Raw genomic sequence first — 19,498 nt, 5'->3', positions numbered from 1 at the left:
GGAGTCACTATGACTGCAAAACCCCTGCTCACCGCCCTGCTGCCCCTGGTCTCCGACCTGTCCCGCGAACTGCCCGAGGGCGAGCGTTATCGCCGCCTGCTGGAAGCCATGCGCGCCCTGCTGCCATGCGACGCCGCCGCTCTGCTGCGTCTGGACGGTGAATGGCTGGTGCCGCTGGCCGTCGACGGCTTGAGTACCGATACCCTCGGTCGGCGCTTCAAGGTCAGCGAGCACCCGCGTTTCCAAGCGCTGCTCAGCAGCCCAGGCCCGACCCGTTTCGCTGCCGACAGCGACTTGCCTGACCCCTATGACGGCCTGGTCGATGGCCTGGATGATCATCTGGAAGTCCACGACTGCATGGGTTGCCCGCTGTTCATCGACGAGCGCCCCCGGGGTCTGCTGACCCTCGATGCCCTCGACCCGGAGCGCTTCGAACCGATCGAACTGGACGCCCTGCAAGCCTTCGCCAGCCTTGCAGCGGCCACGGTCAACGCCGCCGAGCGCATCGAGCGGTTGAACAACCGGGTCGAAGATGAACATCAACGCGCCGAGGTCTACCGCCAGGCCAGCGGCCAGCAGAATCGCGAAATGATCGGCCAGAGCAAGGCCCACAAGCGTCTGGTCGAAGAAATCAGCCTGGTGGGCGGTAGCGACCTGACCGTGTTGATCACCGGTGAAACCGGGGTCGGCAAGGAGTTGGTGGCCCAGGCCATCCATGCGGCCTCGCCCCGCGCCGACAAACCGATTATCAGCCTCAACTGTGCCGCGTTGCCCGACACATTGGTGGAGAGCGAGTTGTTCGGCCATGTTCGCGGCGCCTTTACCGGGGCAATGAACGACCGCCGCGGCAAGTTCGAACTGGCCAATGGCGGCACGCTGTTCCTCGATGAAGTCGGTGAGTTGTCGCTGACCGTGCAGGCCAAGTTGTTGCGAGTGCTGCAGAGCGGCCAGTTGCAGCGACTGGGTTCGGACCAGGAGCATCAGGTCGACGTGCGCCTGATCGCGGCGACCAACCGTGACCTCGCCGAAGAAGTGCGCAGCGGCCGTTACCGCGCCGACTTCTACCATCGCCTCAGCGTTTATCCACTGCTGGTGCCGGCCCTGCGCGATCGCGGGCGCGATGTGCTGCTGCTCAGCGGTTACTTCCTGGAGCAGAACCGTTCGCGCATGGGCCTCAACAGCCTGCGCCTGACCAGCGACGCCCAGGCCGCGCTATTGGCCTACGACTGGCCCGGCAACGTGCGCGAGCTTGAACACTTGATCGGCCGCAGCACCTTGAAGGCCCTGGGCAATTGCAAGGAACGGCCGAAAATTCTCAGCTTGAGCGCCGCCGACCTGGACTTGCCCAATGCCAGCGTTGAAGCCGCTGCCGAGCAACCCGTCGCTACCCTCACGCAAGCGGTGACCGGCGACTTGCGCGAAGCCACCGAGCATTATCAGCGTCAATTGATCGGTGCCTGCCTGGAGCGGCACAACAACAACTGGGCAAGCGCGGCCCGTGAGCTGGGCCTGGATCGGGCGAACCTGGGGCGGATGGCCAAAAGACTCGGCATGAAGTGAGCATCCTGTGGCGAGGGAGCTTGCTCCCGCTGGAGTGCGAAGCGCTCCCAGATCCGGCAGTGCACAGTTTCAGGCAAGACGATTTTGCGACTGCTGCGCAGCCGAGCGGGAGCAAGCTCCCTCGCCACAAAGGTCCACCATTTGGTCCGAGATAGGTATTGACCCTAAAGCCTGCCCCCGACAAGTCGATAACCCGGCATCGAAGTCATTGGCGATCCCTGGATTGCCCGTCACCTTTTTCCAGAGAAGGTTCCTATGTCCTCCACCAAAGCCCGCGCAGACTCACTTTCGCTTCTGCTGTTTACCCTGCGCAGCGGCAAGCTGATGGCAATCAACCTGCTCAAGGTCAGTGAAATCATTCCCTGCCCGCCGCTGACCAAACTTCCGGAGTCGCACCCCCACGTCAAAGGCATCGCCAGCCTGCGCGGCGCCTCGCTGTCGGTGATCGACCTCAGTCGTGCCATTGGCGAGCGTCCGCTGGAAGATCCGAACGGCGGCTGCCTGATCGTCACCGACGTCAGCCGCTCCAAGCAGGGCCTGCATGTGCAGGCCGTGAGCAAGATCGTCCACTGCCTGACCACCGACATCCGCCCTCCTCCCTTCGGCTCCGGTGGATTGCGCGCCTACATCACCGGCGTAACGTCAGTCGATGGCACTCTGGTGCAAGTGCTGGACATCGAAAAAGTCATCCACGGCATCGCCCCGGCACAAATCGAAATGGCGCCGACCGAGCTGAGCATGGAAGACGCCGAACTGCTCGGCAACGCGCGCATCCTGGTGGTTGACGACAGCCAGGTCGCCTTGCAGCAATCGGTGCACACCCTGCGTAACCTTGGCCTGCAATGCCATACCGCCCGCAGCGCCAAGGAAGCCATCGACTGCCTGCTGGACCTGCAAGGCACCGCGCAACAGATCAACCTGATCGTCTCGGACATCGAGATGTCGGAGATGGACGGCTACGCCTTCACCCGCACCCTGCGGGAAACCCCGGATTTCGCGCATCTTTATGTACTGCTGCACACCTCGCTGGACAGTGCGATGAACGCCGAAAAAGCACGACTGGCAGGAGCGAACGCGGTGCTGACCAAATTCTCTTCGCCGGAATTGACCCAGTGCCTGATTACCGCGGCCAAGGCTGTCGCCGAACAGGGTTATTGAGTGTTGAACGAAGAATTCTGCTGGCTGATGCGGCGCGACCTCTCTTTAATCGTGCCGTCCCCCGCTTGGCCAGCCGGCCTGCAATTGAGCGAGTACCGCCCCGAACTGGGCGCCGCCGTGCACCGGTTGATGGAGTTCGGTTATCTCGACGGCGGTGGTCGCGTAGCCGCGCTGGAGATGTGGCAACGGCAGTTCGAAACCGATCCGGAATACGACCCGGCCCTGTGCTTCATTGCCCTGGATGCTGGGGAAGTAGTGGGTGTTTGCCAGTGCTGGACCAGTGCCTATATCAAGAACCTGGTGGTGCATCCGCGGTTTCAGGGCCGGGGGTTGGGGCGTGCACTGTTGTTGCAGGCGTTCAAGGTGTTCCAGCAGCGGCGTGAAGGCTTCGTGGATCTGAAGGTACGTGAAGACAACCTTCGGGCGCGGCGCTTGTATGAAAGCGTCGGGATGCGCGCGGTTCGCCGGGAACCGATACCGCTCTGACACGACGCCATCGCGAGCAGGCTCGCTCCCACAGGGGATTGCATTCCAAATGTGGGAGCGGGCTTGCTCGCGAAGATGGCAGATCAGGCACTGCAGAGATAACGACTCAGCGCTTACCCATCGACCGACGAGTCCCCGGTGGTGCCATGCCCGGCGTCTTGGTGTGGCCGTTCTTGGCGCCGTTCTTGTACCACGGCTGGTTGGAGCCCTTGGCAGCTGCCAGCTCACCCGGCTTGAACGGGAATCTGAAGGCCGGGATCTCGGCTTTGGTTTCGCTATCGGCGCTGGAGTCGACGCTGTCTGGCAGCTCGGCCTGCACGTCGCTCAGGGCGTCGGCGACTGGCGGTTGTTTCGGGGAAGTCATGAAAGCTCCGGGTGGTGCATGAAGTGTCGGGCCCGGTGAGTGAGCCGCATGCCACAGTATAAGAAGTACGGCAGTATAACTGGATGGAGCTCGGCAAGCTGCAAGCTTGCATTGACCGCCTGACGACTCGCACAAATCCCGTGAAGAATGTTAGCGTGCTCATCATTCTTCACCGCCCGACGAGCCCGCCCTCCATGAAAAAGACCGTCCTTGCATTCAGCCGCGTCACTCCACAAATGGTTGAACGCCTGCAACAAGACTTCGACGTCATCGTGCCTAATCCGAAAAACGGCGACATCAATGCCCAGTTCAACGAAGCCCTGCCCCATGCCCATGGCTTGATTGGTGTAGGCCGAAAACTCGGTCGTGCGCAGCTGGAGAACGCCACCAGCCTGGAAGTGGTGTCCAGCGTCTCGGTGGGCTACGACAACTATGACCTGGCCTACTTCAACGAACGCGGGATCATGCTGACCAACACGCCGGATGTGCTCACCGAAAGCACCGCCGACCTGGCGTTTGCCCTGTTGATGAGCAGCGCCCGTCGCGTCGCCGAACTTGACGCCTGGACCAAGGCCGGGCAATGGCAGGCCACTGTCGGCGCACAGCTGTTCGGTTGCGATGTGCATGGCAAGACCCTGGGTATCGTCGGCATGGGCAATATCGGTGCGGCCATCGCCCGACGCGGTCGCCTGGGTTTCAACATGCCGGTCATCTATAGCGGCAACAGCCGCAAGACCGAACTGGAACAGGAACTCGGCGCACAGTACCGCAGCCTCGATCAATTGCTGGCCGAAGCCGATTTCGTCTGCCTGGTGGTGCCGCTCAGCGAGAAAACCAAGCATCTGATCAGCCACAGAGAACTGGCGCTGATGAAGCCGAGTGCCATTCTGGTGAACATTTCCCGCGGTCCGGTGGTAGATGAACCGGCGCTGATCGAAGCGCTGCAAAACAACCGCATTCGTGGTGCCGGGCTGGACGTATACGAAAAAGAACCGCTGGCCGAGTCGCCGCTGTTCCAGCTGAAAAACGCCGTGACCTTGCCGCACATCGGCTCGGCCACCCATGAGACCCGCGATGCCATGGCCAACCGTGCCCTGGCCAACTTGCGCAGTGCCTTGCTGGGTGAACGGCCGCAGGATCTGGTCAATCCGCAGGTGTGGAAAGTCTGATTAAACAATGGCACGTCATAATCGGCGTGCCACTTTATATACAATCTGGAATCATCTCCCTCAAACAATTTACCGTCCAGCCCATATAACAAGCGACATAACCTGCAAACCACTCTTCACCCCCACACCATCCAAACCCCTATAAACTCCGAAAGACAAAAACGCATCAATCGTACATTCGGAGAGTATCCTGCATGAGCTATTTCACCACTGCCTGCCTAGTAAGGCGGAGCAAATTAATAGTTGTCTTCATGGCGGCATTATTCGGTACAACAACCCTTATCAACAACATTACCGACTACACTGCATACGCCGAGTATATCGGGCGAATCATCAGCATGAGCGACACCGTCGGCAATGACTCCCGCCGTTACCGAGCTATCAGCTCAACCCTGTTTCACCACCGTTTTTACTGGGCACTGATAACACTAGAGACCATATTCACATGCAGCTTCATAGTTGGAGTTTATCAACTCTACCGCAAACTCGGCGCACCACACGGCGAGTTCAACGAATCCAAAAAATTTTCCATAATAGGCTTTATTACAGCCATTTTTGCGTATCAGATTTTCTACATCATCATACTAAACGAATGGTTTGACTTAGAGTACTCCAAACAGGCCAACGCCTTTGAATGGGCACAAACCCACATTGAATACATGTTCTTCGGTATTATTTATCTGTTGGCGGTAAAGGATACCTGAATAGTTTCAGGCCAGCTTGCCCGCCACCGGAGCGGCACTTGCCTTGGACTTGCGAAACACCAGCACATTACCCAACATGACCATCACCAGCCCCGCCAGTGCCGGAGCGGTCCACTGGTAACCCTCGGCGAACGCCGAGACATTTAGCGCCACCACCGGGAACAGCACAGTGCAGTAGGCAGCACGTTCCGGCCCCATGCGCCCGACCAGCGTCAGGTAAGCGGTGAACCCTATCACCGATCCCGGAATCACCAGGTACAACAGTGACCCGATGTAACGCGTGCTCATCTCCATGTCGAAGGGAATGCCTTTGACCAGGCACCACACGGTTAGCATCGCCGCCCCGTAAGCCATGCCCCAGGCATTGGTGGTCAGCGGCTTGAGACCGGCCTTCTGTTGCAGGCTCGAAAGCATGTTGCCCGCCGAGAAACACAAGGTGCCGCAAAGGGCCAGACCGAGACCGAGCAAGGTTTCCGCACTGGCGGTATGCCCAGCCAGCTCCGGCCAGAACAGCAAGCCCAGCCCCAGCAGGCCCAACGCACCGCCCATCAACACATTGCGGGCGATTTTCTGACCGAAGAACACCCGCGCGTTGAGGGCATTCCACAGGGTGGCGGTGGAAAACACCACGGCCACCAGACCGCTGGGGATCCACTGGCTCGCGGTGAGGAAGCACATGAAGTTGACGCAGAACAGGCACAAGCCTTGAGCCAGGCAGATCAGGTGCCCGCGACGGTTCATCACTTGCAGGCGTCGGCTGAGCAGCAGGATCACGAACAGCACCAGCGCGGCGAGGCCGAAGCGATAGACGATCGACACGGGAATGGCCACCACGCCCAGTTGCCATTTCAAGGCAATCCAGGTGGTCCCCCAGATCAACACGGTCAGCAGGTACAAAGAAAGGTTCATGACTAAGGCTCCTCGATATGAGCCCAGTCTCCGGCGCCACGCCTGGGCGCACTTGCATAAACTTGCGCTTTTGTCTGGCGACAGGCTGGCAGGCACGCGTCTACGGAGTAGGATGCAAGGCGTTGGAGAGAACCCATATGGCCGCACTGGACAACCTGCAAGTCTTTCAAGCCCTCAACCGTTCGCCGAATGCTCGCCTTGAGCATAGCGCCGAGCTCGGTGACGGCTTGTCCGCAGCCTTGTGGAGCAATCACCACGACGCCCAGGAATACGAAGCGCCCAGCCATCACACGTTGTCCTGTTACATCGCCGGCGGCACCGGCACCTTTCGCCGTGACCAGCCCGGTAACAAGGGTGGTCCGGACAAACTGTGCATCCTCCCGGCCGATCACCAGTCAGGCTGGGTGATCAACGGCGATATTCGCCTTGCGCACCTGTATTTCAGCCCCGAACAATTTGCCCTCGGCTGCATCACCTTGCTCGATCGCGAGCCACGGGAAATGCAGCTGCGCGAGCAGACTTTTCTTGATGATCCTCAGCAGGCGCTACGCTTTCGGCAGTTGATCACCTTGAACTGGGATGAGCCGGGCGAGCGCCTGCTCACCAGCAGCCTGGCTCACGAACTGCTCAGCCATGCCCTGCTCAACCAGGTCAGCGTACGCCAGGGTTTGCGCCTTAAAGGCGGCTTGGCCGCGCATCAGCGTCGGTATCTGGTGGAGTTCATCGACAGCCATCTGGACGAGGCCATCAGCCTCGGTCAATTGGCGGCGTTGTGCGCGTTGTCCGAGTACCACTTTGCGCGGATGTTCCGCGAAAGCTTCGGCTTGCCACCCCACCAGTACGTGCTGGCGCGGCGCCTTGACCGGGCGCGGGAGTTACTGCGCACGACCTCGCAGCCACTGGGGGAGATTGCACTGGCTTGCGGCTTTTCCAGTGCCAGCCATTTCACCAATCGCTTTCGCCAGTCACTTGGCGGGACGCCCGGTGAGTATCGGCAGGCGTTTTTGCGCTAGATCCGGGATCTTCGGCTCCTTTCAGGCCGCCATCGCGAGCAGGCTCGCTCCCACCTTTGGACTGCTTTTCCCTGTGGGAGCGAGCCGGCTCCGGGCGGCGTTCCGACGAAGAACGATGACGCCGCCTGTCGTCAGAACTCCAAGGTGCTCGACAACGTCACCTGCCGCGAATCCCCCATCGAAACAAAGAACCGGCTCGCCGCCGAGGTGTAGTAGGTGCGGTCGAACAGGTTCTTCACGTTGAGCTGGAACTTGACCTTCTGCCCTTCGACTTTGGTGTCGTAAGTGGCGAACGCATCGGCCACGGTGTAGCTCGGCAGGTCGAAATCGTTCACCGCATTGCCCGCGCGCTCACCCACATAACGCGCCCCGGCGCCAACCCGAAGCTGATCGCCGCCAATGACGCTGCCGAAGTCATAAACAGCCGACAACGAGCCGCTGTTCTTCGCCACGTTCTGTAACTGATTGCCTTTGTAAACCGGGTCTTCGGTAACCTCGGCATCGGTGTAGGCGTAGCTGCCGATCATGCTCCAACGATCCGTCAGTTGACCGCTCAGATCCACTTCCAGGCCACGGGAACGCACTTCACCAGCGGCACTGTAAATCGTGGTCGGACCTTCGGCATTGGCCACCAGCACATTGCGTTTCTTGATGTCGAACAGCGCGATGTTGCCGGTGACGCGGCCCGGCAGATCAAGCTTGGCACCCAGCTCCCAGGACTTGGCTTCTTCCGGCGCCATACCACCGTCCAGCACGGTACTGCTGCCGCTCAATGGCGCAATGGTGGAGTTGGGTTTGAACGATTCGGTGTAGCTGCCGTAGAACGACAAGGCATCGGTGTACTTGTACACGAGGCCCGCGCGCGGTACCCATTTCTGCCCGTTGCTGTCGGTGTTGGCGTGGAACGGCACGCCTTTGCCGGCGTATTGGTCGTACGCCTGGAAACGCGCACCGGCCACCAGAATCCACTTATCGGTGAGGTGGATGGAGTCTTGCAGGAACACCGAATCGCTGCGCAATTCATCGGTCTGCGCGCTGTCGGCCGCACTGACAGTGGTGCCTGCCACTTCCCGACCATAGACCGGGTTGACGTAACTGAATGTGGTCAGGCTTTTCTGGCGGATCAGGTCTTCGCGGTAGATCTTGCGATACTCGTCATCGACGCCGAACAGCAGGTCGTGCTGCATGCCAAGCACGTTCACGTTGCCTTCGAGGCTCGCAGTGGTGAACCGGTCGGTGCTGATCGCATTCTGGGTGCCATCCATGCTGCGGGTCAGAGTGCCTTTTTTAGTGTCGATGGCGGTCACGCGCACCTGGCTCGCATCGTAAGTTTCGCGGTTCCAGCTGTAGCCGAAATGGGCTTTCCAGTTGTCGTTGAGTTCGTGATCGGCCTGGAAGTGATAGAGATCCGAACGCCCTTCCATATTGTTGAACGGTTCGTCGAGACGCTCGTTGCGCGAGATGTCCAGCGGATGGTTGGTCCGTGGATCGATCAGCGTGCCGCGGTCGAACGGTGTGAGGAATTCGCGGTGCTCATAGGAGAACAGCAGCGTGGTGCTTTCGCCATACCAGGCCAGGGAAGGCGCGATCAGGCTCTCGCGATGCACACCAAAGTTGCGCCAGTAATCTTCATCTTCGTAGTCCAGAACCATCCGGTAGGCCAGTCCGGAATCGCCGAGGGCTCCGGTGCTGTCGAGACCGCCGCCGCTGCCGCTCTTGCCGTCGCCATAACTCGAACCGCGCGCGGTCAGTGCGTTGTACTGCTCAAGCTCGGGCTGCTTGCTGACCATATTGACCACGCCGCCCGGATCCTGGATGCCATAGAGCAACGAGGCCGGCCCCTTGAGCACTTCGACCCGGTCCACGCTGGCGTTGAGGCCACGGCCCTGCACGATCGGCATGCCGTCGCGCATGATCGAGCCGTTACGGTTGTCGCCGAAGCCGCGGACCATCACCGAGTCCTGGGTGCTGCCCAAGGTGTTGGCCTGGGTGATGCCGCTGACATTGGCCAGGGCGTCATCGAGATTACGCGGCGCCTGGTCGCGGATGACCTGGGCCGGGACGACATTGATGGTCTGCGGGATTTCCTGAACCGGGGCCGAGGAGCGCATCACCGAAGAGGTCGGTGGCGGCTGATAGCTCATGGAGTCATCCATCACCGAGGTGATGGTGGTCGCCCCCAGGTTCAACGCACCTTCAGTCGGCCGTGGTTCCAGTGCGATGGTGTGGCCGTCGGTGCGACGAAAGGTCAAACCCGAACCGGTGAGCAGACGTTGCAAAGCCTGTTCGGCGCTCATCTGGCCATTGATGGCCGGCGCATTGAGACCGTACGGCGCTTCATCGGTGTAGACGACGCTGATGCCGGTCACTCGGCTGAAATCACTCAGGGCCTGGGGCAACGGTTTGGCGGCCAGTGCGAAATTGAATTGCCCACGGGACTGACTGCTGCCAGCCTCTGCGGCCAGCGCCACGCTCGGCGCCAACAACGCCATTGCCAAAAAGCTCAACGCCGACACACCCAACCATTGATTGATTGACCCCGATTTTGCCCTGGACTTCATGACTCATGACCTGTGTAGAACCGCAACGGATGCGAATGACTCGCAGTTTCAGTCACTACACGAATGGCAATCGGGTTTACCTCAGCAAAAAAATGAAAATATTTTTACATTGAGTTATTGGGTGCCTGTTCGGCCGTCATCGCGAGCAAGCTCGCTCCCACAGGGTTATGTGTTGCCCCAATACTGTGACCGACTCAATACCTGTGGGAGCGAGCTTGCTCGCGATGGGGCCAATCGATTCAACGCAAAATAATCAGATGCCCCATAACCTGATGCTGCTCAAACCCCAACACTCCCTGCAACGAACTCAACACCGCCTGCGGGTTCCTGCTCGGAAAGCTGCCACTGACCCGGCGCATCGCCAGTTCATCGTTGAGTATCAAGATCCGCCCGGGGTAATAGCGCGCCAAATCCCGCACCACATCGGCCAGCGTCGCCTTGTAGTAATTGAGCCAGCCCTGGCGCCAGGCCAACTGCGCTTCGCTGTCTACCGCGTGGAGCGTTTGCGCCGCGCCTTCGCCATAGGCCACTTGCTGGCCGGCGGTAAGAATTTGCTGTTCGGCGTTTTGGTCCGCCGTCACGCCCACTCGGCCGGACAGCACCGTGACCTGTGCACCGTGGGGCTGCAAACGGACTTCGAACTGCGTCCCCAAGACCCGCGCCTGGCCTTGTTCCGCATCGACAACAAAGGGTTCCCCCGTATGCGTCACGCTGAAAAAACCGGTGCCACGACGCAGTTGCACATGTCGCTCCCCGCGACTGAAATCCACGGCGATGGCGCTGTCGGCATCCAGTGTCACCTGTGACTGATCGGCCAGGGTGACGGTGCGGATTTCTCCCGGTGCCGAGACGTAATTCGCCCCCAGGTCATCGATCCAGCGCATCGGCTGCCAGCCTGTGCCGAGACTGATCATCAACAGCAGACATGCGGCCATCGCCAACACACCGGACCAGCGCCCAACCGTGCTGCGCCGCGGCTTGTCCATGGCGTTGAGATACCCCTGCAAGGCAAAAGCGTCTTCATTGGCAAGTGTGCGCGCCGGCCCTTCGCTCAACTCCCACAGGACCTGCGCCCGGGCATAGGCCTCGGCATGGGCGGGGTCGGCCTGCAACCATTGGCTGAACTTCACTTGGTCACCCCTGCCGGGTTGGTCATGTAACAGGCTCAGCCAGCCCAGCGCGGCCTGCTCCTGCGCAGGTGTCGGAACGACGCGTTCGAAGTGGTTCACGGTGCTTTCCCTGGCGTACGCGGATCGGGCTCCCGAAGGCTGGCCTTGCAGGCTTCGAGGGCGCGCATCATATGTTTTTCCACGGCACTTTGGGACAAGCCCATGGCCTTGGCGATCTCGGCGTATTTGCGGCCGTGAATGCGATTGAGCAAGAAGATCTGCCGCGTGCGCTCCGGCAAGGCGCGCAACGCGGCTTCGACGTTGCGCAAATCGTTGCCCGCCTCCAGTGCCGCTTGCGGTCCGCTGCCATCTCCGTCCGTTGGTTCCACCATCAAGCCTTCGCTGGCCCGGCCCCGCGTGCCTTCACTGCGCAAATGGTCGATGGCGATGTTGCCGGCACAGCGCAACAGGTAGGTGCTGAGTTCCTCGACTTGCACCAGCGGCCGCCGCCAGAAACGCAGGAACAAATCCTGTACCAGGTCAGCCGCCGTCGCCCGGCAACCGACACGCCGACTCACCAGTGCTTCCATTTGCGAACGCTGAGAGAGAAACACCTGGAGAAAATGCGCACGGTCGCCACGCTGTTGATCGTGCTCGATATCGTGGGGGTCGGGGGGCAGAGTGATCATCGTTCATGTTTCGACCTGAAAACCGGTGAGGCCACGACAGCGTCAGGGGGCCGGCAAGGCCGCGATAATAATGATAAATATTCTCACATGCAAAAGGATCGGGTGTAGCCCTCTATGTACGCGCGTTGATTGCAGCGCAAACCTGGCTGTCCCACAGCCAGTCAATGACCATGGAATCCAAAAGCCACCGAAAACAAAACGGGCCTGCAATGCAGGCCCGTTTTCATGGAAAGGTAAAAAAGTGAATCAGGTGTCAGCCGTTAAGCGCTGCCTGTTCGTTCTCAAGAAACTCTTCTTCCAGCAGATGGTCGGCATGGGCAGCGCTCTCGATGGGCACCACATTGGCTCGTTTTCCGCGTAATTTGCCGAACATATGCTCCAGCGCATGTTCAAGTTTGGTGGCCGCTCCGTCGATCGCCTGCTCCATGGTGGAGGCTCTATGGGTGACGGAAACCGGTTGATGGCCTTTTGGCCGCGCCTCCAGCTGGCAGCGCATGTCGTGGGGACCCGGCTTGTCGCCGTTCTCGTCCCGCAGGTGGACCTCGACTCGTGTCAGGTCCTCTTCGTAGCGTTCGAGCGTGCTCTCAATGGTCGTACGTACCCACTCCTCCAGTCGTTTACTGCCTTGAATATGGTTATCGCTATTGACTTGGATTTGCATAGTTCATCCCTTATTTCAGCTAGCTCGCGAGAGGCCGGTCAGCTAAGCCCTTGGGCGTCATCACCGTGACCTCTTACTTACACAATCGGTCTGTACGCTGAACAATTCAACCCCTGAAAAAAGATAAATATTCATACGCAAAAAAAGCCGGACAACGAGCAAAAGCGCTGTTACTGTCGGGAGTCGGGTCGCCCTGCTTACCCGCCAAAATTCCTCACATCTGCTGCTCCCCCAGCGGGTGCAGGCTGCGAAAAGCACCCGCCTCCTCCACCAACCAATCGTGCACCGCACGCACACCCGGATGGCTCAACGCCCCCGGTGCGTAAAGCAGCATGTAGCGCTTGTGATTGGGCACCGCCAGGCCAAACGGCACGATCAAGGCTCCACGCTCCAACTCATCATTGAGCAAGGTTCGGCGCGCAATCGCCACGCCCATCCCGGCGATGGCCGCTTCGATGGTCAGGTGATTGCGATTGAAGGTATGGCCACGTCGCACATCCGCGCCCTCGAAGCCGATGGCATTGAGGTAAAACTCCCATTCCGCGTACTCATAGCTGCCGCGCCAGGCGGTGATGTCGTGCAGCAAGGGAAAGTGCATCAGGTCTGCCGGACCGTGCAGCGGCGGACGACCACGCAACAGGCTCGGCGCGCACACCGGAAAAATCTGTTCATCGAGCAAGGCTGTGGATAACAGGCCCGGATAACTGCCGTCATTGAGGTCGATCGCCAGGTCGAAGTCGCCTTCATGCAACGGCACGCTGCTGTCCTCGGCCACCAGGCGCAACTGGATGTCCGGAAAGCGCTGCTGCAAGCGCGGCAGGCGCGGTGTCAGCCATTTGCTCAGGAACGACGGAATCGAACGCACCCGCAGGATCCCGCTGATCATGCCCGCATCCAGTCGCCGCAATTCCGCGTCGATGCTGCCAAAGGCCTCGTTGACGGTAATGGCCAGGCGTTGGCCTTCTGCGCTCAGCTCCACCCCGCGGGCGCGACGGTGAAACAGGCGAAAGCCCAGGCGTTCTTCCAGCTGGCGGATCTGCTGGCTGACCGCTCCCGGTGTGATGTGCAGCTCTTCGGCGCACCGGGTGAACGACAGGTGCCGCGCGGCACAGGCAAACACGTTCAGCCAGACATACGTCTGGGCGTGTAATTGACGGCTCATCGTTTAGTCCTGCTAAAGGATGTCTTAGGAATTTTCGTTGGTCACGCAGGATCGTGACAGGCAGTATCGCCCAAATTGCGCTTGTCCTACAGAAATGGCAGCGATTTTCCTTCCATTACATGTACAGGCTTTAGCATGGCTATCAGTGTTTTCGATCTCTTCAAAGTCGGCATCGGCCCGTCCAGTTCCCATACCGTCGGTCCGATGCGCGCTGCCGCAACCTTTGCCCAAGCGCTGCTCAATCAGGGTTTTCTGGCTGACGTGCGACGCGTGGAAATTCGCCTTTACGGTTCTCTGTCGGCGACCGGTGTCGGCCACGCAACGGACCGCGCCTGCGTCATGGGCCTGATGGGCGAATGGCCCGACCGCATCGATCCGACCACCATCGACAGCCGCATTCACACCCTGCGCGAAACCGGTAAATTGTGCCTGGCAGGCGTAACGGAAATTGCCTTCGACTGGCAACGCGACCTCCTGCTGCTAAACGAAAGCCTGCCTTACCACCCCAACGCCATGTCCCTGACAGCCGACGGTGAAACCGGCGAACTGTTCGAGCAGACCTACTACTCGGTGGGTGGCGGTTTCATCATCGAAGCGGCCGAAGCCGAATCCGGGATCGCACCGGCCGGTGATGTGGTGCTGCCTTACGATTTCTCCAGCGCCGCCGAACTGCTCAAGCTCTGCAACCAGCACGGGCTGCGGGTGAGCGAACTGATGATGGCCAACGAACGGGCCTGGCGCAGTGACGCAGACATTCGCCAGGGCTTGCTGCATATCTGGTCGGTGATGCGCGAATGCGTCGAACAGGGCTTGCGCCACGAAGGCATCTTGCCCGGCGGTCTGAATGTGCCGCGTCGAGCGGCGAAACTGCATCGCAGCCTGCAGGAAATCGGCAAGCCGAATGTCATTACGTCCACCTTGTCGGCAATGGAATGGGTCAACCTGTACGCCCTTGCCGTGAACGAAGAAAACGCCGCCGGCGGGCGCATGGTCACGGCACCGACCAACGGCGCGGCGGGGATCATTCCGGCAGTGCTGCACTACTACATGAAGTTCAATGCCGATGCGTCTGACGATGACGTGGTCTCGTTCTTTTTGGGCGCAGCTGCGGTCGGCATCCTGTGCAAGAAAAACGCATCGATCTCCGGGGCTGAAGTCGGCTGCCAGGGTGAAGTCGGCTCCGCCTGCGCCATGGCCGCCGCCGGCCTGGCAGAGGTGCTTGGCGCCACCCCGGAGCAGCTGGAGAACGCCGCCGAAATCGGTCTGGAACACAACCTCGGTCTTACCTGCGACCCGGTTGGCGGACTGGTGCAAGTGCCGTGCATCGAGCGCAACGCGATCGCCGCCGTGAAGGCCATCAACGCCACGCAAATGGCCCTGCGCGGCGATGGCCAGCACTTCATCTCCCTGGACCGGGTGATCCGTACCATGCGCGACACCGGGGCCGACATGCACGACAAATACAAAGAGACGTCACGGGGCGGCCTGGCGGTGAACTGGGTGGAATGTTGACCATTTTGGTTGCACGCCAGCCGTTATTGCCCTGAAACGGGCAGGCAAAGGCAGACAAAAACCAGGCGGGCCTCAGTGCCCGCCTTTTTGTTACCGGTTTTTTTGTCCGACAATTTTCCGGCATGGGCCTTGCTACTTCCCTGCTGGAACAATGATGGCGAGATGGCCGGTGGTCAGGCATTGCGAACCAACCCGATCACGGCCGGTCAACAACTGCACGTTCAATCAGGCGGTGACGCATCATGGACAACCCTTTTCAGCTCATTACCGATGCCTTTGCAGCGGATTACCAGATCAACCTGAGCATTCAGGGCCTGGATGGCAGCATCATGCTGACCCTGTCCAACAGTGGCCGCGTAGTCGCAAAACGCATGATCAGCGCCGAACAACGCAATGATCCCGAGCGCCTGAAACGACTGGTGCAAAGCATCCAGTTCGGCATTGCCATCGAGCAGGGCCACAGCGCCGTGGCCATCCTCGAATCCATGACCGATGGCGGCACGCGCAGCCTGCCGCCGCCATCAGCCAATGGCCGTCCCCGACCCGCCATGGGGCTTTAAAGCTCGCCCTTTTCTACTTCCGGATGTTCACTGGAGCCCGCACCGGTCTTGCGATGTGGGTTCTCGATCTTCACCGAAGGAAATTGCGACGAAGCGTAACGCACCACCAAAATCGCAAACGCCAGCAGCAGAATCCCGCCGCACAGGTAGATGATCCCCAGGTCCGGCGGGTTGTGGTGCGAAACGTTGGAAATCAGCAGCCGCGTCAGCGCGGTGATCGCCACGTAGATCAGGAAGCGCACGGGCATGTGGTTGGTCTTGAAGTAAATCCCGACCATCGCCCCCAGTTCCAGGTAGATGAACAGCAGCAAGATGTCATCGATCTTGATGTGCCCTTCTTCGATCATCCCGAGAAACTCCATTACCGCCGCCCACGCGGTCACCGCACCAATGGCGAACAACGCCAGGTAGTGAAAGGTTTCGACGAACAGATTGCCCAGGGACTCGGCCAGTTCATGCACGTTCTGCCGCAGTTTTTCGGCCCAGTTGATTTTCACGATGCTGCTTCCTTAGGTCGATTCGACCGGATGATGCGGGTTGGACGTGACGGTTTTCCTGCATGCAGAAAAAAGGCCAGCCCATGATGGCGAGCCGCTCTGGATTACGCGCCGTGGCGTTTGGTCGCACCTGCGCACGCCTTGCCTGACAAATCCCGAATCCGGTCTACATTAAAAAGCCACTACCCAAAAGACAGGGTTTCGCTTATCCTTTAGCTGTATATAGATACAGTAGTCGAAATCGACAACCAATGTGAAGGCATGTGAGGTGGTGAATGGCCGTCGAAGTGGTATACCGCAGCAGCCGAGATCTGGAGCGCTTGTTCATGGATAAAGCCGAAGCTGACCGTCATGACAAAATGCTCGAACTGGCCGAATTGCTGGCTGAAGTGTTACAGAAAGCCGTTCCGTCCCTGACCGAGCAGCAAGTGGAAGAAGCCGGGATTTACATGGCGAAAAATCGCGACGTATTCGCCAAGGCGTTCAAGAGCCAGCCGGATGCCCTGTCCGAACTGCTCAGCGCACCGGTTGAAGTCGCACAACCTGTTGCAGAGGTTGAGGTCGTTGAGGCCGCTGAGCCTGTCACCCCGGCCAAGCCTGTCAAGGCCCCCAAAGCCGCCAAGTAGGCAAAGCCCGAATTGAACAGGCCCTGAGTCGAATGACCCAGGGCCTTTTTCATGCCCGTTACAAAAAAGATCGCCCGAGCTTCTATCGGTACAACACTTTCTCCGCCAACTCGTCGGCCACCCGTGCGGGGGAGCGTTTTTCCGCCTGGGCGTGGGCGAACACTTCGGTCAGGCGCGAACTGATTTTCGACAGGTGTGCGGTGATGGTCGGCAGCTCTTCGCCGCGGTGCTTGAGCGACACGTAAATCAGCCCACCGGCGTTGATCACGTAATCAGGCGCATACAGGATGCCCCGGCGTTCCAGTTGGTCGGCGACATCCAGATGTGTCAGCTGATTGTTCGCCGAACCGGCCACCGCCGAGCATCGCAACTGCGTCACGGTATGGCTGTTGAGTACTCCGCCCAGTCCGCAGGGCGCGAGGATGTCGCAAGGTGTACTGAGCAGCGCGTCGTTGGCAATCGGGTGGGCGCCGAGTTGCTCCATGGCCAATTGCACCTTGCCATGATCGATGTCGCTGACCAGCAGCTCGGCACCGGCGGCGTGCAGCTGTTCGGCCAATGCATACCCGACATTGCCCAGGCCCTGGATGGCAACGCGCAGGCCTTCGAGGTTGTCACTGCCGAGCCGGGCCATGGCGGTGCTGCGGATACCGGTGAACACGCCCATCGCTGCGTGGGGCGCGGGGTCGCCCGCCGAGGTGGTGCTGGTGACGTGCTGGGTTTGCTGGGCGATGCAATCCATGTCCGCCACTGAGGTGCCGCTGTCGATGGCGGTGATGTAGCGGCCCTCGAGCTGTTCTATGCAGCGTCCGAAGGCTTCGAACAATGCCGCGCGGTTTTCCACATGGGCCGGGCGCACGATCACCGCCACGCCGCCGCCCTGGGCCAGGCCAGCCAGCGCAGCCTTGTAGCTCATGCCCTGGGCCAGGCGCACAGCATCCTCGACCGCCGATTCGTCGTTGGGGTAGGCAAGGTAACGACAACCGCCCAGGGCAGGCCCCAGCCGGCTGTTATGAATGGCAATGACCGCCTTCAACCCGGTGACCGAGTCAACGCTCAGATGCAGCGATTCAAGGCGAGTGCTTTGCATGAGAGCGAACATCGTAAGGCTCCCGAATCACTTCTTGTAGACGCCAGTATAGGCTTGCGCCCAAAAATTGCAGAAGCGCACCGGAATAAGCACGGTCCCGATGCAGACTTTCGGAAATATCCTGTGGTCGCCCTTTTACAGCACTGGACGAACGCCGGAGAGGGGGCTAAAACGAGGCATTGCCCGGAGATTTTGATGACCCCGCGCCAATCGTTCTTCGCCTGCCTGCAACGTTCACCGCCCGCGCTGTTCGAGGCGGCACTGTGGATTGCGGCCGAGCACGACAGCGAGGTGCAGCCGCAAGCACTGTTGGCCGATTTTCAGGAGCTGCAACAACGGGTCAGTGGCGGCTTGCCGATGCTGCCGGTCAGTGAGCTGGCCCAGCCGCTGCTGCGGCGCTTGAATGACCTTGGCTTCGCCCAGGACGACTTCACCCCCTTGCGCCCGCAAGTGGCACTGCTGGACAAAGTACTGGAGCGCCGACGAGGGCAACCCTTGACGCTGGGGCTGATTGCGCTGGAGTTGGCCAGGGGCCTGGAGATTCCCATGGTCGGGGTCAACTTCCCCGGGCATTTCCTGCTGCGGGTGCCGGGCGCCGATCATTTGCTCGACCCCTGCGGTGGCCGTCGCCTTTATCCGAACGATTGTCGGGAACTGCTGCAGCGCCAGTATGGCCCGAACATGAAGCTCAACGCCGATCACCTGACAACCGCCGAGCCGGTGCAGATGCTGCAACGGTTGTCGCGCAACCTGCGCCAGTTGTACCTGTCCCACGACGATTTCATCAATGCCTTGATCGACGCCGAGCGCGTCCTGGAACTGGGCAATGCCACTGCGGCCGACTATCTGGCCCGGGCCAGCCTGTACCAACGGCTGGACTGCCCGAACGCCGAGCGTTTTGACCTGGAGCATGCGTTGCTGCTCAGCGACGATCCGATCCAGCGGATTCGCCTGACGGAAAGGCTGGGGCATTTGCCGCCGAATTCCATCGTTCACTGATTACAAAAACCCTGTGGGAGCGGTGTGAGGCGTTATGGCGTATCTGGCTGATTCGCCGGATGCGCCTTTATGAACGCCGGGTGCGTCGCCGCCAATGCCGCCACTCGCCGAATCCGAGGGTAAGCCTCAAGAGAAACATTGAACCGCTCGGCCGCGTACAACTGCGGGATCAGGTAGACGTCCGCCAGCCCGGGTTCGGGGCCGAAGCAGTAACCCTCATCACCGATCAACTGCTCCACCGTGGAAAGCCCCTGCCCGATCCAGTGACCGATCCACTCCACCACCTGCGGTTCATCGTGGCCCGACTGGCGCAGCCGATTGAGCACGCTGACGTTGTGCAGCGGGTGCACATCGCAGCCGATCACTGCCGCCACGCCGCGCTCGTGGGCACGGGCAGCCAGGTCTTTGGACAGCAATGGCACCTGTGGATAACGTTCCTCCAGGTACTCGATGATCGCGGGAGACTGGATCAGCAAATCGCCTTCATCGGTGCGCAAGGCCGGCACGCGGCCCTGAGGGTTGATGCCCAGATAAGGAGGCTGTCGATGCTCGCCACCCTGCGGTGCGATCAGGTTGACCGGCAAGGATTGATAATCCAGGCCCTTGAGCGCCAACGCGATACGCACCCGGTACGAGGACGTCGAACGGTAGTAGGTATAGAGTTCCATG

General features: G+C 60.2%; 19 protein-coding genes and 1 pseudogene. 10 read left to right on the top strand and 10 right to left on the bottom strand.

From position 1 onward, the window contains the following. Nucleotides 1–9: 9 nt before the first annotated feature. The 3 genes from norR to AB4O40_RS22100 all read left to right on the top strand — a co-directional run bounded on the left by norR (nt 10) and on the right by AB4O40_RS22100 (nt 3,204). Nucleotides 10–1,560 (top strand): nitric oxide reductase transcriptional regulator NorR, encoded by a 1,551-nt coding sequence (norR, locus tag AB4O40_RS22110; protein WP_460053385.1) that lies wholly within the window; start codon nt 10–12, stop codon nt 1,558–1,560. Between the two features lie 255 nt (nt 1,561–1,815). Continuing rightward, complete coding sequence (locus AB4O40_RS22105) at nt 1,816–2,718, top strand: chemotaxis protein CheV (protein ID WP_056728469.1); 903 nt, start codon at nt 1,816–1,818, stop codon at nt 2,716–2,718. Nucleotides 2,719–2,745: 27 nt separating this feature from the next. Then, complete coding sequence (locus AB4O40_RS22100; protein ID WP_056728596.1) at nt 2,746–3,204, top strand: GNAT family N-acetyltransferase; 459 nt, start codon at nt 2,746–2,748, stop codon at nt 3,202–3,204. Between the two features lie 106 nt (nt 3,205–3,310). Here AB4O40_RS22100 and AB4O40_RS22095 read toward each other — a convergent pair whose 3' ends face one another. Further along, entirely contained in the window at nt 3,311–3,568 is a 258-nt protein-coding gene (locus tag AB4O40_RS22095; RefSeq protein WP_056728467.1) for a hypothetical protein, read from the bottom strand. A gap of 194 nt (nt 3,569–3,762) precedes the next feature. Here AB4O40_RS22095 and AB4O40_RS22090 point away from each other — a divergent pair, with 194 nt between their 5' ends. Together AB4O40_RS22090 and AB4O40_RS22085 are read left to right on the top strand one after the other, a co-directional pair. Then, on the top strand, nt 3,763–4,737 hold the full coding sequence (locus AB4O40_RS22090) for a 2-hydroxyacid dehydrogenase (protein ID WP_056728466.1): 975 nt from the start codon (nt 3,763–3,765) through the stop codon (nt 4,735–4,737). A gap of 194 nt (nt 4,738–4,931) precedes the next feature. After that, on the top strand, nt 4,932–5,441 hold the full coding sequence (locus AB4O40_RS22085) for a DUF2165 family protein (protein WP_056728464.1): 510 nt from the start codon (nt 4,932–4,934) through the stop codon (nt 5,439–5,441). 6 nt (nt 5,442–5,447) lie between these two features. Here AB4O40_RS22085 and AB4O40_RS22080 read toward each other — a convergent pair whose 3' ends face one another. Continuing rightward, nucleotides 5,448–6,350, bottom strand: a complete 903-nt coding sequence (locus AB4O40_RS22080; protein WP_056728462.1) for a DMT family transporter — start codon at nt 6,348–6,350, stop codon at nt 5,448–5,450. Nucleotides 6,351–6,487: 137 nt separating this feature from the next. Here AB4O40_RS22080 and AB4O40_RS22075 point away from each other — a divergent pair, with 137 nt between their 5' ends. Beyond that, on the top strand, nt 6,488–7,363 hold the full coding sequence (locus AB4O40_RS22075; protein WP_056728461.1) for an AraC family transcriptional regulator: 876 nt from the start codon (nt 6,488–6,490) through the stop codon (nt 7,361–7,363). A gap of 131 nt (nt 7,364–7,494) precedes the next feature. Here the strand turns inward: AB4O40_RS22075 and AB4O40_RS22070 are convergent, their stop codons facing one another. From AB4O40_RS22070 to AB4O40_RS22050, 5 genes are all read right to left on the bottom strand, one after another. Next, on the bottom strand, nt 7,495–9,924 hold the full coding sequence (locus AB4O40_RS22070) for a TonB-dependent siderophore receptor (RefSeq protein ID WP_056728459.1): 2,430 nt from the start codon (nt 9,922–9,924) through the stop codon (nt 7,495–7,497). A 239-nt stretch (nt 9,925–10,163) separates the two neighbouring features. Beyond that, a complete protein-coding gene (locus AB4O40_RS22065; protein ID WP_460053391.1) occupies nt 10,164–11,153 on the bottom strand; it encodes a FecR family protein in 990 nt (329 codons plus the stop codon). Next, nucleotides 11,150–11,722, bottom strand: coding sequence for an RNA polymerase sigma factor (locus AB4O40_RS22060; protein ID WP_223542476.1), 573 nt, complete (start codon nt 11,720–11,722; stop codon nt 11,150–11,152). The genes AB4O40_RS22065 and AB4O40_RS22060 overlap by 4 nt, the downstream gene beginning before the upstream one ends. 253 nt (nt 11,723–11,975) lie before the next feature. Continuing rightward, the gene (locus AB4O40_RS22055) at nt 11,976–12,383 is read right to left on the bottom strand and encodes an HPF/RaiA family ribosome-associated protein (RefSeq protein ID WP_460053394.1); all 408 of its coding nucleotides are present in this window, start codon (nt 12,381–12,383) and stop codon (nt 11,976–11,978) included. 214 nt (nt 12,384–12,597) lie between these two features. Then, the gene (locus AB4O40_RS22050; protein WP_056728454.1) at nt 12,598–13,545 is read right to left on the bottom strand and encodes a LysR substrate-binding domain-containing protein; all 948 of its coding nucleotides are present in this window, start codon (nt 13,543–13,545) and stop codon (nt 12,598–12,600) included. Between the two features lie 135 nt (nt 13,546–13,680). On the opposite strand from AB4O40_RS22050, the gene AB4O40_RS22045 reads away from it, so the two are divergent. Continuing rightward, nucleotides 13,681–15,057, top strand: a complete 1,377-nt coding sequence (locus AB4O40_RS22045) for an L-serine ammonia-lyase (protein WP_460053396.1) — start codon at nt 13,681–13,683, stop codon at nt 15,055–15,057. A gap of 242 nt (nt 15,058–15,299) precedes the next feature. Then, the gene (locus AB4O40_RS22040) at nt 15,300–15,617 is read left to right on the top strand and encodes a DUF3509 domain-containing protein (protein WP_056728450.1); all 318 of its coding nucleotides are present in this window, start codon (nt 15,300–15,302) and stop codon (nt 15,615–15,617) included. Here the strand turns inward: AB4O40_RS22040 and AB4O40_RS22035 are convergent. Beyond that, the gene (locus AB4O40_RS22035; protein WP_008000650.1) at nt 15,614–16,114 is read right to left on the bottom strand and encodes a phosphate-starvation-inducible protein PsiE; all 501 of its coding nucleotides are present in this window, start codon (nt 16,112–16,114) and stop codon (nt 15,614–15,616) included. The two genes, AB4O40_RS22040 and AB4O40_RS22035, sit on opposite strands and share 4 nt — an antisense overlap. Nucleotides 16,115–16,389: 275 nt before the next feature. Between AB4O40_RS22035 and AB4O40_RS22030 the strand changes: the two are divergent. After that, nucleotides 16,390–16,629, top strand: a pseudogene (locus AB4O40_RS22030) (YebG family protein); the annotation flags it as partial. A gap of 193 nt (nt 16,630–16,822) precedes the next feature. On the opposite strand, the gene AB4O40_RS22025 reads toward AB4O40_RS22030, so the two are convergent. Further along, nucleotides 16,823–17,842, bottom strand: coding sequence for a Glu/Leu/Phe/Val dehydrogenase family protein (locus AB4O40_RS22025; RefSeq protein ID WP_056728446.1), 1,020 nt, complete (start codon nt 17,840–17,842; stop codon nt 16,823–16,825). A 183-nt stretch (nt 17,843–18,025) separates the two neighbouring features. On the opposite strand from AB4O40_RS22025, the gene AB4O40_RS22020 reads away from it, so the two are divergent. Next, complete coding sequence (locus AB4O40_RS22020) at nt 18,026–18,829, top strand: SirB1 family protein (protein WP_056728445.1); 804 nt, start codon at nt 18,026–18,028, stop codon at nt 18,827–18,829. Between the two features lie 32 nt (nt 18,830–18,861). On the opposite strand, the gene maiA is transcribed toward AB4O40_RS22020, so the two are convergent. Next, nucleotides 18,862–19,497 (bottom strand): maleylacetoacetate isomerase, encoded by a 636-nt coding sequence (maiA, locus tag AB4O40_RS22015; protein ID WP_223542478.1) that lies wholly within the window; start codon nt 19,495–19,497, stop codon nt 18,862–18,864. Nucleotide 19,498: the final 1 nt, after the last annotated feature.

It is taken from the genome of Pseudomonas sp. S2_F07, from assembly GCF_054668325.1.
Note: the sequence above shows the minus strand (reverse complement) of the source record. Positions and strands in the feature narration are given on the sequence as shown.

Bases quoted from the DNA above. Each gene is read 5' to 3' on its own strand.
- AB4O40_RS22060 (WP_223542476.1), bottom strand. From the start codon at position 11,722: ATGATCACTCTGCCCCCCGACCCCCACGATATCGAGCACGATCAACAG.
- norR (WP_460053385.1), top strand. From the start codon at position 10: ATGACTGCAAAACCCCTGCTCACCGCCCTGCTGCCCCTGGTCTCCGAC.
- AB4O40_RS22100 (WP_056728596.1), top strand. From the start codon at position 2,746: ATGCGGCGCGACCTCTCTTTAATCGTGCCGTCCCCCGCTTGGCCAGCC.
- AB4O40_RS22020 (WP_056728445.1), top strand. From the start codon at position 18,026: ATGACCCCGCGCCAATCGTTCTTCGCCTGCCTGCAACGTTCACCGCCC.
- maiA (WP_223542478.1), bottom strand. From the start codon at position 19,497: ATGGAACTCTATACCTACTACCGTTCGACGTCCTCGTACCGGGTGCGT.
- AB4O40_RS22070 (WP_056728459.1), bottom strand. From the start codon at position 9,924: ATGAAGTCCAGGGCAAAATCGGGGTCAATCAATCAATGGTTGGGTGTG.
- AB4O40_RS22085 (WP_056728464.1), top strand. From the start codon at position 4,932: ATGAGCTATTTCACCACTGCCTGCCTAGTAAGGCGGAGCAAATTAATA.
- AB4O40_RS22025 (WP_056728446.1), bottom strand. From the start codon at position 17,842: ATGTTCGCTCTCATGCAAAGCACTCGCCTTGAATCGCTGCATCTGAGC.
- AB4O40_RS22055 (WP_460053394.1), bottom strand. From the start codon at position 12,383: ATGCAAATCCAAGTCAATAGCGATAACCATATTCAAGGCAGTAAACGA.
- AB4O40_RS22040 (WP_056728450.1), top strand. From the start codon at position 15,300: ATGGACAACCCTTTTCAGCTCATTACCGATGCCTTTGCAGCGGATTAC.
- AB4O40_RS22050 (WP_056728454.1), bottom strand. From the start codon at position 13,545: ATGAGCCGTCAATTACACGCCCAGACGTATGTCTGGCTGAACGTGTTT.
- AB4O40_RS22080 (WP_056728462.1), bottom strand. From the start codon at position 6,350: ATGAACCTTTCTTTGTACCTGCTGACCGTGTTGATCTGGGGGACCACC.
- AB4O40_RS22075 (WP_056728461.1), top strand. From the start codon at position 6,488: ATGGCCGCACTGGACAACCTGCAAGTCTTTCAAGCCCTCAACCGTTCG.
- AB4O40_RS22090 (WP_056728466.1), top strand. From the start codon at position 3,763: ATGAAAAAGACCGTCCTTGCATTCAGCCGCGTCACTCCACAAATGGTT.
- AB4O40_RS22095 (WP_056728467.1), bottom strand. From the start codon at position 3,568: ATGACTTCCCCGAAACAACCGCCAGTCGCCGACGCCCTGAGCGACGTG.
- AB4O40_RS22105 (WP_056728469.1), top strand. From the start codon at position 1,816: ATGTCCTCCACCAAAGCCCGCGCAGACTCACTTTCGCTTCTGCTGTTT.
- AB4O40_RS22045 (WP_460053396.1), top strand. From the start codon at position 13,681: ATGGCTATCAGTGTTTTCGATCTCTTCAAAGTCGGCATCGGCCCGTCC.